General features: G+C 65.0%; 13 protein-coding genes. 7 read left to right on the top strand and 6 right to left on the bottom strand.

Features of this window, described 5'->3' with window-relative positions:
• The 6 genes from ACYP33_RS01140 to ACYP33_RS01115 all read right to left on the bottom strand — a co-directional run.
• Nucleotides 1-610, bottom strand: a 610-nt coding sequence (locus ACYP33_RS01140; RefSeq protein ID WP_459619164.1) for an MFS transporter, incomplete at its 3' end; no start/stop codon positions are given.
• 23 nt (nt 611-633) lie between these two features.
• Nucleotides 634-2,718 carry a hypothetical protein gene (locus ACYP33_RS01135; RefSeq protein WP_459619162.1) on the bottom strand — a complete coding sequence of 695 codons (2,085 nt, stop codon included), beginning with the start codon at nt 2,716-2,718 and terminating at the stop codon, nt 634-636.
• A gap of 14 nt (nt 2,719-2,732) precedes the next feature.
• Complete coding sequence (locus tag ACYP33_RS01130) at nt 2,733-4,496, bottom strand: carbamoyltransferase family protein (protein WP_414448652.1); 1,764 nt, start codon at nt 4,494-4,496, stop codon at nt 2,733-2,735.
• A 35-nt stretch (nt 4,497-4,531) separates the two neighbouring features.
• Nucleotides 4,532-4,945: a carboxymuconolactone decarboxylase family protein gene (locus ACYP33_RS01125; RefSeq protein ID WP_414440713.1), complete on the bottom strand. Its 414-nt coding sequence runs from the start codon at nt 4,943-4,945 to the stop codon at nt 4,532-4,534.
• A gap of 44 nt (nt 4,946-4,989) precedes the next feature.
• The gene (locus ACYP33_RS01120) at nt 4,990-5,349 is read right to left on the bottom strand and encodes a hypothetical protein (protein ID WP_414440714.1); all 360 of its coding nucleotides are present in this window, start codon (nt 5,347-5,349) and stop codon (nt 4,990-4,992) included.
• Between the two features lie 663 nt (nt 5,350-6,012).
• A complete protein-coding gene (locus ACYP33_RS01115; RefSeq protein ID WP_459619159.1) occupies nt 6,013-6,477 on the bottom strand; it encodes a GNAT family N-acetyltransferase in 465 nt (154 codons plus the stop codon).
• 305 nt (nt 6,478-6,782) lie between these two features.
• On the opposite strand from ACYP33_RS01115, the gene ACYP33_RS01110 reads away from it, so the two are divergent.
• From ACYP33_RS01110 to ACYP33_RS01080, 7 genes are all read left to right on the top strand, one after another.
• Complete coding sequence (locus ACYP33_RS01110; protein ID WP_414440716.1) at nt 6,783-7,598, top strand: helix-turn-helix transcriptional regulator; 816 nt, start codon at nt 6,783-6,785, stop codon at nt 7,596-7,598.
• 96 nt (nt 7,599-7,694) lie between these two features.
• Nucleotides 7,695-9,110: an NAD-dependent succinate-semialdehyde dehydrogenase gene (locus ACYP33_RS01105; RefSeq protein WP_459619157.1), complete on the top strand. Its 1,416-nt coding sequence runs from the start codon at nt 7,695-7,697 to the stop codon at nt 9,108-9,110.
• A 54-nt stretch (nt 9,111-9,164) separates the two neighbouring features.
• Nucleotides 9,165-10,262: an alkene reductase gene (locus ACYP33_RS01100; protein ID WP_414448648.1), complete on the top strand. Its 1,098-nt coding sequence runs from the start codon at nt 9,165-9,167 to the stop codon at nt 10,260-10,262.
• Nucleotides 10,263-10,329: 67 nt separating this feature from the next.
• Nucleotides 10,330-11,085 carry an alpha/beta fold hydrolase gene (locus ACYP33_RS01095; RefSeq protein WP_414442041.1) on the top strand — a complete coding sequence of 252 codons (756 nt, stop codon included), beginning with the start codon at nt 10,330-10,332 and terminating at the stop codon, nt 11,083-11,085.
• A 225-nt stretch (nt 11,086-11,310) separates the two neighbouring features.
• A complete protein-coding gene (locus ACYP33_RS01090) occupies nt 11,311-11,991 on the top strand; it encodes a type 1 glutamine amidotransferase domain-containing protein (RefSeq protein ID WP_459619155.1) in 681 nt (226 codons plus the stop codon).
• Between the two features lie 41 nt (nt 11,992-12,032).
• On the top strand, nt 12,033-13,487 hold the full coding sequence (locus ACYP33_RS01085) for an aldehyde dehydrogenase family protein (protein WP_414448646.1): 1,455 nt from the start codon (nt 12,033-12,035) through the stop codon (nt 13,485-13,487).
• A 159-nt stretch (nt 13,488-13,646) separates the two neighbouring features.
• On the top strand, nt 13,647-14,387 hold the full coding sequence (locus ACYP33_RS01080) for an SDR family oxidoreductase (RefSeq protein ID WP_414442042.1): 741 nt from the start codon (nt 13,647-13,649) through the stop codon (nt 14,385-14,387).
• Nucleotides 14,388-14,694 lie beyond the last annotated feature (307 nt).

Below are 14,694 nucleotides of genomic sequence, written 5' to 3'. Positions count from 1 at the left end.
CCCCCGGCCGTGACCGGGCCGATTCCGGCCGCGAACGCGTCGCGCCGCGCGCCGCGACGACGAAAAACGTCAGCACCATCGCCTGGATCGCCGCCGCGGCGAGGAAGATCATCGTCGGCGAGAGGCGCATCAGCACGCCGCCGAGGATGCCGCCGGCCGCCACGCCGAGATTGTTGAAGACGTTGCGCGTGGCATAGGCGAAGTGGAGCTGGTCGTCGGTCACGACCTTGGCCAGTACCGATTTCGAGGCCGGGATGAAGAGCGCGGCACTGCCGCCCAGCAGTGCCGCGCTGACCAGCAGCCCGGCGTCGTGCGTGAACAGCGCGAGCCCGAGATAGGACGCGATCCGCAACACGTTGCCGAGCACGATTGCGACGAATTCGCCGTGGCGGTCGGCCAGGTAGCCGCCATAGAGGATCAGCCCGCGCTGGCAGGCCGATTTGACGGTCAGCACGATGCCGGCGAACGCGACGCTCAGGCCAATGTCCTTGACCACATAGACGGCCAGGTACGGGATCACCATGAAGCTGCCGGCATTGATCAGCAGTTGGAATAACAAGATCAGCCGCGCGACGGGCGGCAGCGCGAGGATCCGGGACAGCGTGGACATGGAAGGACTCCGGGATTCGAGGGCTAGGCGGCCGGGCTCGCAGCCATCAGCGTCAGGCGGTGGATTTGCCCACGCACGTGAAACACCTCCGGACCACGCTGCATCGACAGGCTGCGTGCCGCGCGCTCGACCAGCGTGTCGTCGACGCGGTCGGGTGCGGGCCAGTGCAGCACCAGGCGATTCACGCCGGGCACCAGCGCATCGGCGGGAATCATCGTTTCGGCACGGCTCCAGGCGGTGCTGACGGCAAGCGTGCCGACCGTGCGTCCGTTGAGGCTGACCAGGCAGCGGGCCGGCCCGTACAAGCCGCGCGGGGCCCGGATCACGGAGCGCAGCACGGCGCCGGCACGGCCGTCCGAGATCACGGCGAAGTCCGATTCGCCGCCAACGGCCTGGTAGTAGCCCGGGTTCTCGTGAAACGGGCGAAGCGCCGCGTGGTGCCGTGCCGCGTGCTGCGGCTGCAGCAGGTCCTGCGTGGTGCCGGGCCGCAGATAGGCGTCGAACAGCTGCGCATGCCAGGCTTCGCGCACGCCGGTCTCGCCGTGGCGCGCCAGCGCCTGAACCATCGCCGACTTCAACTCGTGGTCAGCCAGGTGCGGGTTGAGCTTGAAGCCCATGTAGCGCTCCACTTGCGCGATGTCGAGATCGTCGAATGCCTGGTGCGTCCAGCGCGGCTGCAGGCAAGTCTCGAACGCGAGGAACGAGCGGTACCAGCGCCTGACGTCGTCGGGCGCCGTGTCGATCGCCGAGTCGACCCAGTGCGCGATGATCTCGCCCGATTGCCCCCAGTTCGCGTTGTGGATCGCCGCGAGAAACATGGCGCTGGCCCGGGCGCGCGCCGACAGCGCATAGGCCGGCTTGTCGTCGGCCTTGTCGGGGCCAGGCTTGCCGCAGCCGAGCGCGGTCACCACGGCCGCCGCCGCATGCCGCGCGAGCGTATCGATACCGAGTTCGGTCAGGTGGCAGTAATCGAGGAAGTGCTCGCGGCCCGGCAGCGCCCCCTCTTCGGCGATGCGCTGTGGCAGATCCACGACGGCGATGCCGGCCGCAGCGGCGTGCCGGCGCAGGGCGTCGATCGAGCGCGTGTGCATGCCGGGCGCCTGCGGCACGGGCAGGATCGCCGCCATGTCGCGTGCCTTTTCGAGCCAGGGCCGCGCGGCCGGCGCGCCCTGTGCGTGCAGCAGCGCCTGTGCCTTCAGCCACAGGCTGTGCGAGGCATAGCCGCCGTCGAGCCCAAGCATTGCGTCGGCCGCGCGTTCGAGGCGCGTATCGTCGCCGGCCTCGCGGGCCGCCTCGGCCTCGGCGCGCAGCGCCTCCCATTGCGCGAGCGCCGGCCCCGACAACAGGGGCGGCGCCTGCGTGAAGCCGGGCTTCCAGTCGCGCAGGTTGAATTCGGGGATCGCGAGCACCAGCTTCGTGCCGGTACTCGTGCCGATCCGTGCGAGCGTGCCGACGAGCCGGGCGGCGAAGCCTTCCAGCGCCTGCTCGAGCGTCGCGACGAGGCCCGCGATCCCGTCGGCGCGCAGCGCTGACGACAGGCCCACCAGATCGACGTAGCCGAAGATGTCGCCGGCCGACAGCCAGTTGTTACCGGCGAACAGCACCAGTGCGTCGGGCTGCAGCAGCTCGGCGGAGAGGGTCGAGATCTCGACGCTCTCCGTGAAGCTCATGTTGGTGCGCGCCAGGTCGAGCACCTGCACCGAGGATGCGGAGAGTCGCTCCAGGTGCTTGTGCAGCACGCCGGCGGGCGTCAGGTAGGGGTCGTAGAGGAAGCCGCGTCCGGCCGACTCGCCGACGAACACCACGCGCCGCGCCGCGCCGTCCAACTCGAAGTGCTCCAGGTCCGCCCAGGTGCGCCAGTTGCCCTGCGCGTCCTTGATGCGCTCGAAACGCTGCGGATGATCGGCGACGCGCCGCCAGCAGCCGATCGTGTCGCCGGCCTCGGCCGGCTTCGATACGGCAAGCCCGGCGGGCGGCTTCGTCGTGGTGGAAGCCGGAAGGGCAGTGGCTTCGCCGAGCACCAGCGACTTGACGAGGTCGATGATCTCGGGTGCGTCTCGATTATCACCAATTAGTTGTGCCAAACGAATTAGGGTGGGAGATGTCATCGGGTACTCGCCTCCTAGATGAAACTGTAGACGTTGTGGGCGATGCCCGACGAGACCAGCGGGGCGGTGTCGCCGAAGCGCTTCAGCCAGATTTCGGGCACTTCGTCGCGATCGATCAGCGCGTCCTCCACCACCAGGCAGTCGATCGCCGAGCGCAGGAAGCAGATCAGCGCGTCCTCGACGGTGCGCACGATTGGCTCGTCCTTCAGGTTGAACGAGGTGTTGAGCAGCAGCGGGCAGCCGGTGCGCTGGTGAAACGCCTCGATCAGCCGCGCGTAACGCGGGCTGACCGCCTCGTCCACGGTCTGCACGCGTGCAGAGCCGTCGACGTGCGTGATCGAGGGCAGCTCGAGCGGCGAGCGCGTCTGGCAGGTCTCCAGCATGAATGGCGACGGATAGGCCAGATCGAAGTGGCTCGACGCGTGCGCCTTCAGCACCGACGGCGCGAACGGGCGGAAGCCCTCGCGCTTCTTGACGGCCCGGTTGATTCGCTCCCGCATGTCGGGTACGCGCGGATCGGCGAGGATCGAGCGCGCGCCTAGCGCACGCGGGCCGAACTCCATCGCGCCCTGCACCCACCCGATCACCTTGCCCGCAGCGAGCCGTTCGGCGACGGCATCGACCAGCGCGGCCTCGTCACCGGTGAATGATTGCCAGCGTGCGGGCGAGTTCTCCAGCAGACGGCTCACCTCGGCGCTCTCGTTGGCGCTGCCGAGATAGACGTGACGCAGCTCTCCCAGGCCCGGCGCCTCGCCCGTCAGCAGCACGTGCCCGAGCGCGGCCGCACCGAATGCGCAGCCGGAATCGTTGGAGGCCGGTTGCACGAACAGGTTGCGGAACGGCCCCTCGCGGTGGATCCGCCCGTTGGCGACGCAGTTGAGCGCCACGCCGCCCGCCATGCAGAGGTTCTCGGACGGCACCAGCGCGTGCAGATAACGGACCTTCTCGAGCAGCAGTTCCTCCAGCACCAGTTGCAGGCTGCGCGCCACGTCGTAGTGGAAGCTGTCGAGCGTCGCGCCGCGCTGGCGCGCCGGGCGGCCGAACAACGCCTCCAGCGCGGGGCTGTACATCACATCCTCGCCGATGAAGGCGAAATATTGCAGGTTGAGCTCGAAGCTGCCGCCCTCGCTGCACCTCACCAACTGCCGCATCGGCTCGGTCAGCGTCGGCTTGCCGTACGGGGCGAGGCCCATCACCTTGTATTCGCCCTCGTTGACCTCGAAGCCGAGATAGGCGGTGATGGTGCTGTAGAGCAGGCCGATCGAATGCGGAAAATCGACTTGCCCCAGCAGATCGAGACGGCTGCCTCGACCCTGCGCGAACGACATCGTGTTCCACTCGCCGACGCCGTCGACGGTCAGCACCGCCGCGTCGTCGAAGCCGGCGTAGTAATAACTGCTGGCCGCGTGCGAGCGGTGGTGCTCGAAGCACTCGACGCGGCCCTCGAAGCCGAGCACCTCGCGAATGTCGCGCATGACGATGGCCGGATCGACCTGGCGGCGAAACGACAGGTTCGGCCGCGCGTGCAGATGCGGCAGGCTCATCGCCAGTTGCCGTTCGAGCTTGCGGTGCGGGTTCTCGTAATAGGCGATGCAGTCGATATCGACGATGTCGAGGCCGGCGGCATCGAGGCAGTGGCGCAGCGCGTGCCGCGGGATCGACGGATCGTGCTTGAGTCGCGTGAAGCGCTCTTCCTCGGCCGCGGCGACGAGCTTGCCGTCGACCAGCAGACAACAGGCCGCGTCGTGATAGTGAGCCGATATGCCGATAACGTTCATCTAGCGTTCCTGGTGAAGGCGGGCGTGAGCGCGGCTCATTCCGCGCGCGGCTCGGTGGCGAGCACGCCGAGCTGGATGAACAGCTCGCGTACCGTGTAGATGGAACTGATCGCGTACGGGTAGCCGGCGAACAGCGAGTTCTGTTCCAGCGCGGCGAAGATCTCATCGGGCGTCCAGCCCACCTCGAGCGCGGCCTTCGCATGGAACTGGATCAGCCCCGAATACGCGTTGATCGCCGCCAGCGTGGTCAACGTGATCAGCGTGCGCAGCTTGATCGATAGCCGCTCGTCGCCGAAGTAGTCGCCGTAGGACTCGACGTTGATGTCGTGATAACGCGGCGACACCTCGCGCAGCTTGTTCAGCACGAGGTCACCATTGTCGGGTTCCAGGGCCTTGATGGCAGCCAACCCCAACTTGTACCGCTCACTCCACGCGGATCTGTCAATCATGAATCACTCCCGTTGGTTGTCGATTGAGACTCGATTTCAAGGTGTCACGAATAGCCGGATTCGAGGTTCGGCACCTGCGTTCCGAAGGCCGTCAGGGTTCTCGCCACCTCCTTGCGCAGCACGTTGAGCAAGGTCAGCTTCGAGATCTGGACGGCGAGCCAGAGCACGATCACGCCGAGCAGATAGCTGAGCGGAATCGACACGAACGGGTTAGGGAAGCGCTCGCGCATGCTGAGCGCGACGATCGCGATCAGTGGCGTGGCCAGCAGCACGATCAGCAGCAACTGGTAGAACAGGATCTTGCCGTGCATCGCCTTCTTCATCGAGTAATGCCAGACCCGATGCTTCTCGTCGGCCGTGCAGGCGCGTAATTCAGGTATCGAACGGTAGTTGAAGTAAATCATGCTCGCATTTTGAATTTCAGCGTGAAATAAATCGGGTGAATTGAAGCAAATTTTGCTCCAATTGGAGCTGGCAATTGCATTTCTTAAATGCCAGGGTTGCGATGAAGGTTAATCGATTGCTTACGAATCAATTAAATCGGCTCAATATCACAAAATGCGAACTGGCCGCGATCATGGCACAGCGTGGACCAGTAGCGGCTTCGTAAGCGACGCTACCCGCGAGCCACCGCTGGTGGTGGAGCACCGCCGCCCAGACGCCGAATGCGCGGAGACCCTCCGGCGGCTTCGGCAGGCATGCGATGCGGATACAACTGAGCACTCGCGCTGTCGTCGGTCGTCAGCACCCAACCGCACTGCAATGGTGCGCCGGATGCTTAATCAGGTAATGCTGAACTGTTTATTGACCTTCAGCCGCTTTTCAAAAACTATATTCACCAAGATTGTGCATTAATTGACTGAGATTAGTTTAGCAGCAAATTCCGATAGGCGTAAATGCAAAATTAAACGGTTGGTATAAATTTATGGATTTAAGCCGATACCAGTAAATATCAAAATGAAACGCCGCACCGGCACGCGAGAGCCGGCGTGGCGCCGAGGCGAAGGGGGCGGGAGGTTCGGCAGAGGAGCACACGCCGCGAGACCGCAGCGTGCGCATGAAGGCGTTCAGTTCGCGGCCAGATCGAGATGGAAGAAACGGTTGAAGCCCGTGGAGGTGTAGTCGCCGAAGCGTTCGCCCTTGATGAAGCCGTGGCGCTGGTACAGCGTCACGGCGGCCTCGAACGCATCGCCTGAACCGGTCTCCAGGCTCACACGCGTATAGCCGCGCTCGCGTGCAAGGTCGAGTAGGTGCGTGAGCAGTCGGGAGGCCACGCCGCGGCGCAGGTGCGCCGGATAGGTGCGCATGGACTTGATTTCACCGCGGGTGGGCGAGAGTTCGCGCAGTGCGCCGCAGCCGAGCAAGGTGTCGTCCTCCCAGGCGGTGAAGAACGCGATGTCCGGCCGCTTGAGGCCGGATAGGTCGAGCGCGAACACGCTGTCCGGCGGAGAGTTCGCATGCATGCCCTGCAGGTGCAGACGCAGAAGATCCTTGACCTGCGGATGTTGGAAGTCGCCTGGTTTGATGATCATGGAAAGAGTCCCGTCGTCTTTCGGCAGTAGAGGGGCGCCGCGCAGAGGATGCCGCGCGGCGGGCAGATGTACGGTGCGTATCGGAGGTCGGGCGCGGCGTCAGTATCGCATTCACCAAAATGGCTGGGCAGCCATGGTCATTCTGTTTTCGCGCCGGCCATTGCGCGTCGGTTCGATTCATTTTCCTCGGTAAGGATGCTTGACCTGAGCTGAATCGTGTAGCCAAACGGCACGTGAGTTTCCGTGCTGCTTTCTGCTGCGGACAACTTTTCTGATAGCCCACACGTACAAAGGTACAGTGCTGCATGGTCAAGAAAACATCTCCCGAACAGCGGCGCGAACTGGGCGCCTTTCTCACCAGCCGGCGTGCGCGACTGCAGCCGAAGGATTTCGGCCTCCCGGATGGCCCGCGCCGCACGCCCGGCTTGAGGCGGGAGGAAGTCGCCGTCCTGGCCGGCGTCAGTGTCAGCTGGTACACCTGGCTGGAGCAGGGGCGCGATATTCAGCCGTCGGTCGATGCGCTGGAGCGCATCGCCAAGGTCATGAAACTTGATCGCGTGGAGTCGTCCCACCTGTTCGCGCTGTCGACGCGGGAGGCGCCGACCGCCGCGTCGTCCGGCGAGACGGAAGTGAGCGCCGGGCTCGAACAGCTGGTGCGCGCCATCAATCCGATCCCCGCCTATGTCCGAAACGCGCGCCTCGACATCCTCGCGTGGAACGACGCGATTGCCGACTTGTTCGTCGATTACGGCTCGTTGAAGCCGCACGAACGCAACACCTTGCGCTTGCTCTTTCTGTATCGGCCGTATCGCACCTTGATCCTCGACTGGGAGCAGATGGCGCGCGGCATGATTTCGGCGTTCCGCGCGGCGCGTGCGCGTGCCACGGACAAGGCCCCGTTCGACGAACTCGTCGAGGAACTGTCCGGCGAGAGCGCGGAGTTTCAGGATTGGTGGAAGGACATCGACGTGAAGGGCTTCGACGAAGGCAGCAAACGGCTTCAGCATCCGACCGCCGGGCATATTTCGTTCACCTACGTCGCCTTGACGCCGGAGGGGCGGCCGGACCTCTCGCTGGTGACGTATATCCCCAAGATCGCTGCCTATGACCGGCAGTCATAGGATTACAGCACGCCTTCTTCGCTGAATCGAGACTCCCTACACTGACCTTCATCGCAGCACTGAACGCTGCTCAATCAAAGGTCATGGAGGTCGTCGATGTCAGTCCCCGCCACGCTGTCGAACCCGCAAGCAGCCGCTGTCGCCGTTTCCCGCAATCCCGCCACCGGCGAATGGATTGAAAGCTACCCGTTCCAGACGCCGAGCGACGTCGAACGCATTCTCGACGAGAGCGCGGCAGCGTTTCGCCTCTGGCGTGCCACCCCGATGCGCGAACGCGTGGCCGCCTACGGCCGTCTGGCCGCCGAGTTGCGGGGCAGGACCGACACGCTCGCCGCCCTGATCACGGCCGAGATGGGCAAGACGCTCGCCGCCGCCCACGCGGAAATCGAAAAGTGTGCGAGCACCCTCGACTGGATCGCCCAGAACGGCCCGGCGATCCTCGCGGACGAACCGGTCGACGTCGATGGCGACGATCAGGTCCACGTGTCCTATCTGCCGGTCGGCACGATCCTGGCCGTGATGCCCTGGAACTTCCCGTTCTGGCAGGTGATTCGCGCATCGGGGCCGATCATGTTGTCCGGCAACGGCTTCCTGCTCAAGCACGCGCCGAACGTGATGGGCTGCGCGTATGCGCTCCAGGCGGCATACGAGGCGGCCGGCTTCCCGAAAGGCTTGTTCGCCAACCTGAACACCGACAACGACACGGTGGCCCGCGCAATCCGGGACGACCGGATCGCGGCCGTCACGCTGACCGGCAGCATGCGCGCCGGCGCCGCCGTGGCGGCCACCGCAGGGCAGGCCCTGAAGAAGAGCCTGCTCGAACTGGGCGGCTCGGACGCGTTCATCGTGTTGGCCGACGCGAACCTCGACCTGGCCGTGAAGGCCGCCATCGAGGCCCGCTTCCAGAACGCCGGGCAAGTGTGTCTGGCGGCCAAGCGCTTCATCCTTGAAAAGCCGATTGCCGAGGCGTTCACGCGCAAGTTCGTGGAAGCCGCGAAGCGATTGATCGTCGGCGATCCGCTCAACCCGGACAGCGCGATCGGCCCGATGGCCCGCGCGGATCTCCGCGACGAGCTGCATGGCCAGGTCGAGCGGACGATCGCCGCCGGCGCGACGCTCCTGCTCGGCGGCACGAAGCTGGACGGTGCCGGCAACTTCTACGCGCCCACCGTGCTGGCGAACGTGATGCCGGGGATGGCCGCGTTCGACGAGGAGACGTTCGGCCCCGTGGCGGCCATTACCGTGGCCGAGAACGTGGAGCACGCGATCGAGCTGGCCAATGCGAGCGACTACGGGCTGGGCGGCAACCTGTGGACGCAGGACGTCGCACGCGCCCAGCGCATCGCGCGTCGTCTGGAAACGGGCGGGGTGTTCATCAACGGTTTCTCCGCGTCGAACGCCCGGATTCCGGTCGGCGGCGTGAAGAAGAGCGGGTATGGCCGCGAGCTGTCGCATTTCGGCCTGCGCGAGTTCACCAATGCCCAGGCCGTCTGGGCCAAGACCGTGAACTGAGCGCATCGCTCGACAACCCAACCCTGAACCTTGAAACCGAAGAGAGCCCACATCATGTCCCATTCCACCACCAGCCCCGTCTTGCAACCGGTGACGATCGGCGGCCTGTCGCTCAAGAACCGCATCGTGATGGCGCCGATGACACGCAGCCGCTCGGACGACGCGGGCGTGCCGCCCGACTATGCCGCCGACTACTACGCGCAACGCGCCAACGCCGGCCTGATCATCACCGAAGCGACCAATATCTCGGCGCAGGCGCGCGGCTATCCGCGCACCCCCGGCATCTGGACGGAACCCCAGATTGCCGGCTGGAAGCGCGTGACCGATGCCGTGCATCGCCAGGACGGGAAAATCTTCCTGCAGCTGTGGCACACGGGGCGCATGTCCCACCCCGACATGCACGATGGCGGCCTGCCGGTGGCACCGTCGGCCATCAAGCCGGCGGGCCAGATCCGCGTGCATGACGGCATGAAGGATTTCGTGACGCCGCGCGCGCTCGAAACGAGCGAGATTGCGCCGATCGTGGACGATTACCGGCGCGCCGCGGAAAACGCCAAGCGGGCGGGCTTCGACGGCGTGGAAGTGCATGCGGCGAACAACTATCTGCTGGAGCAGTTCATTCGAGACAGCACCAATCACCGCACCGACGCGTACGGCGGCTCGCTCGAAAACCGCCTGCGCTTTCCGCTCGACGTGGTGCGCGCCGTGGTCGACGTATGGGGCGCGGAACGGGTTGGCATCCGCATCTCGCCCGTCACGACCGCGCCCGGCGATACGCCGCTCGACAGCAACTCGGCCGACACCTTCGGGGCCTTCGTCGATGCCCTGTCGCAGCTTGGTTTGCTCTACATCCACGATATCGAAGGCGTCACGCAACTGAGCCGCGAGGCGTCCGACGGCATGAGCTTCACCGCGTTGCGCAAGCGCTTCAAGGGCGCCTACATCGCCAACAACCAGTACACGCTGAATCTGGCGGAAACCACGCTGGCAGCGGGCGATGCGGATCTGTTCAGCATCGGCCGGCCGTTCATCGCGAATCCGGATCTGGTTGGCCGGCTTGCCAGTGGGGCGCCGCTCGCGGAAGCACCGAAGCAGTACTGGTATGGCGGCGACGCGACCGGCTATTCGGACTGGCCCGCGATGAAGGCTTGAACGCGATACCGAGCACCTTTTTTACCTCGTAGTGACTTTTCCTTAAGGAGTCTGAATCATGTTTTCGATGAACCGATTTGCATCCGGTGTTGCACTCGCTGCCGCGTTGACGGCAAGCCACGCGGCTGTCGCGGAACCCGTCAAGAACGTCGTGCTCGTTCACGGCTTCTTCGCCGATGGTTCCGGCTGGCAGGGCGTCGCGGATATCCTGACGCGCGACGGCTTCAAGGTCTCGGTCGTGCAGCAGCCGGAAACTTCGTTCGAGGACGACGTGAAGGCGGCCCGCAATGCGATCGACGCGACGGATGGGCCGAGCATCGTGGTGGGGCACAGCTATGGCGGCATGGTGATCACGCAGGCGGGGGACGATCCGAAGGTCGCGGGGCTGGTGTACGTGGCCGCGTTCGAACCGGACGTCGGCGAAACCCTGCGAGACCTCGCCGAGAAGATGCCGCCTGCCACCAAGGGCATCAAGCTCACGAAGGACGGCCATCTGTACTTCGACCAAGCCAGCTTTGCGGCCGATTTCGCGGCCGGCGTTCCGCCCGCGGCCGCCAGCTTCATGGCGATCTCGCAGGTCCTTCCCGCGGTGCAGACCGCCAATGCCCCGGTGACGCAAGCCGCGTGGAAGTCGAAGCCGAGCTGGGCCGTGGTCTCCAAGGAGGACCGGACGGTCAATCCCGACCTGGAGCGATTCATGGCGCAGCGCGCGGGCAGCACGGTGACGGAAATCCATGGCGGTCACGTGGCGTTTATCGCGCATCCCGCGCAAGTCGCGAACGTCATCGAGCAGGCGGCGCGCGACGCGGGTCGCGCACGGTAAGCCGAGGAGAACCGGTCGGCGTCGTTCGAGAAAGTTGTAGACGACTGGTCTAATCGTGGCTATAGTGGCCGACATGGAACACCCACGGTTGGCTTGTGAAGCGATCGTGCACGTGCGTCGTTGCTTGTGCCGGCACGGCAGGAACAGCGAGCACGCTTTTTTTTACATTGAAACTAGACGACTGGTCTACTTAATGACGCAGTCGTTTTCGACAGGAGCAGCGAAATGAAAGTGCTGATGGTTTTGACCTCTCACGACGAACTGGGCAACACCGGCAAGAAGACGGGCTTCTGGCTCGAGGAACTGGCCGCGCCTTACTACGCATTCAAGGACGCCGGCGCGGAAATCGTCCTGGCGTCGCCGAAGGGCGGTCAGCCTCCGCTGGACCCGAAAAGCAACGAACCGGCCTTTCAAACCAGCCTGACCCATCGTTTCGAGGCCGATGCCGCCGCCAACGCGCAACTCGCCGCCACCGTGCGTCTGGACAGCGTGTCCGAGTCGGACTTCGACACGGTGTTTTATCCCGGCGGCCACGGCCCGCTGTGGGACCTCGCCGAGGACGCGCATTCCATCGCATTGATCGAGGCGTTCCTCGCCGCCAACAAACCGGTGGCGCTGGTCTGCCATGCGCCGGGTGTGCTGCGTGACGTCAAGTCGCCGGACGGACGCCCCGTCGTCGCAGGCCTGCAGGTGACGGGCTTCGCCAACACCGAGGAAGACGGCGTCGGGCTGACCGATGTGGTGCCGTTCCTGGTGGAGGACATGTTGAAGGCCAACGGCGGCGTGTATTCGAAGGGCGCGGATTGGGGCTCGTACGTGGTAGCGGACGGCCTGCTGATTACCGGCCAGAACCCGGCGTCGTCCGCCGAGGCCGCCGCTCGCCTGATGGCGGAACTCGCGCGCTGAACGCAGGCGCAAGCCAACCCAACCGAAACCTGGAGAACCCCATGTCCACCACCACGCAAGTCAATCGGTCCCACGCCATGTTCGATGGCCCCTACACCCTGAGCATCGCAGGCAGGCAGGTTGCCGCGACCTCGTTTTTCGATGTCATGAATCCCGCCACCGGCGCGGTCCTGGCGCGAGCGCCGGCTGCCACGCCGGAGCACATGGAAGAGGCCATCGCCGCGGCGAAAACCGCGTTCAAGACGTGGTCCGCCTTGCGCTACGAGGAGCGGCAGGCGTACCTGAACGCGTATGCCGACGCGCTGGAGGCGCATCGCGACGAACTGGCGCGCCTGCTCACGCAGGAACAGGGCAAGCCGCTCGCGACGATGGCCGAACCCGAGGTCGATCAGTCGATTTCGTGGATTCGCCAGATCGCGGCGCGCCGGATTCCGGTCGAGATCGTCGAGGAGACCGATACGCACGTCGTCGAACTCCATCACACGCCGCTCGGCGTGATCGGCGCGATCACGCCGTGGAATTTCCCGGTCCTGCTGGCGTTGTGGAAGGTGGCGCCGGCACTGATCACGGGCAACACGATGGTGATCAAGCCGTCGCCGTTCACGCCGCTGTCGACGCTGCGTTTCGGCGAGATCGCGCAGACGGTATTGCCGGCCGGCGTGCTCTCCGTCGTGTCCGGCGGCAACGAGCTGGGGCCGCAACTGACGGGCCACGCCGACATCGCGAAAATCAGCTTCACCGGATCGACGGAAACCGGCAAGCACGTGCTGCGTTCCGCCGCCGGCACCATCAAGCGCGTGACGCTGGAGCTGGGCGGCAACGACGCGGCCATCGTGCTGCCCGATGCCGACTATCGCTCGATCATCCCGCAACTGTTCTGGGGCGCCGTCGGCAATTCCGGCCAGTGGTGCGTCGGCATCAAGCGGCTCTACGTCCACAGTTCGTTCCATGCCGATTTCGTCGCGGCGTTCGTCGAGTATGCGAAGCAGCAGAAGATGGGCGACGGGCTCGATCCCGCCGTGACGGTCGGCCCGGTTCAGAACAAGATGCAGTTCGACAAGGTGAAGACCTTCCTCGACGACATCAAGGCCAACGGCCAGAAGGTGGTGCTCGGCGGCGAAGTCGATGCGTCGCGGCCCGGCTACTTCATCCCCGTGACGGTGGTCGACAACCCGCCGGAAACCTCGCGCATCGTTCAGGAGGAGCAATTCGGGCCGATCGTGCCGATCATCGCCTACGACGACGTGGACGACGTGGTCGAGCGCGCCAACAACAGCCCGTATGGGCTCGGCGGATCGGTCTGGGGGCGCGACACCCGCGCGGCCGCGGCGGTGGCCCATCGCCTCGAGACCGGCATGGTGTGGGTCAACGAAATTCACACGCAGGGCGTCGACATTCCGTTCGGTGGGCAGAAGCAGTCGGGCCTGGGCACGGAACACGGCAGCGAAGGGCGTTTGCTGTTCACGAATCCGAAAACCGTTCTGATTCGCAAGTGAGGGCCGCCATGCGCGCTTACGTCGTGATGATCCGGGAGCGAGTGAACGACCCCGGTGCCGCGTAAGTCGAGCCGCGATTGAACCGCATGAAGCAGTGGTCGTGGCCCGGGGCGGGCCGCGACCGATCACGATGATCGATTGAATTTGAGAGGTGATTCCATGAGCAACAACATCGAAGGCAAGGTGGTCCTGATTACGGGCGGCAGCACGGGCATCGGCGAGGAAACGGCGCGCCACCTGGCCGCACTCGGGGCGAAGGTGGCGATCGCGGCGCGACGCAAGGACAAGCTGGACGCGATCGCCGCCGAGATCGGCGCGGCCGGACATGCCGTGCGCGCCTATGCGCTCGACGTGACGGACAAGCAGCAGGTGGAAGCGGTGGTGGCCGGCGTCGTCGCCGATTTCGGTCGCCTCGACGTCCTGATCAACAACGCCGGCATCATGCCCATTCGACCGATGTCCGAGGTCAACACCGACGAATGGGATGCGATGATCGATGTCAATGTGAAGGGCACGCTGTACGGCATCGCGTCGGTATTGCCGCGATTCATCGCACAGCAGGGCGGCCACATCATCAATTTGAGTTCGGTGGCCGGCATCAAGGTGTTCGCGCCGGGGGGCACCGTCTATTCGGGGACCAAGTTCGCCGTGCGCGCCATCTCGGAGGGTTTACGCCAGGAGGTTGGCGAACATATCCGCGTGACATCGATCGAGCCGGGCGCCGTTGACAGCGAACTGAAGCACAGCACCTCGGGTGGCGCACGCGATACCGTGCTCGATTTCTATCGGCAGGCGATCCCCGCCTCATCGGTGGCGCGGGCCATCGCGTTTGCGATCGAGCAACCGAACGACGTCGATATCAACGAGATCGTGTTGCGCCCGACTAAACAGGAATTCTAGTTCCGGAGGGGGCGGGGGAGGTCAAAGTCGCGAACCCGTTGCTCGACAAGGGCCCGGTGGGGGCGGGCCGCCCGGTCTGCGCGGCAGACGGTGTTGCGCGAGTCAGTGGCGGGTAAGTCGAGGTTCGTTATCGTGGCCGTGCTGTCTGCGCCGACTATCGAGGATTAAGGTTTCCTAATTTTCCGAGGCCGATCGGAGGTGCATCGCGAACATCTGACGAATCCGCCGATGCCCGCGGAGCAAAAAGTCACAATGTAGATACGTATCGCGCACACAAGACCTATATGATGCGGATCGAGCGTTCCGT

The organism is Burkholderia sp. 3C (assembly GCF_054589155.1).
Note: the sequence above shows the minus strand (reverse complement) of the source record. Positions and strands in the feature narration are given on the sequence as shown.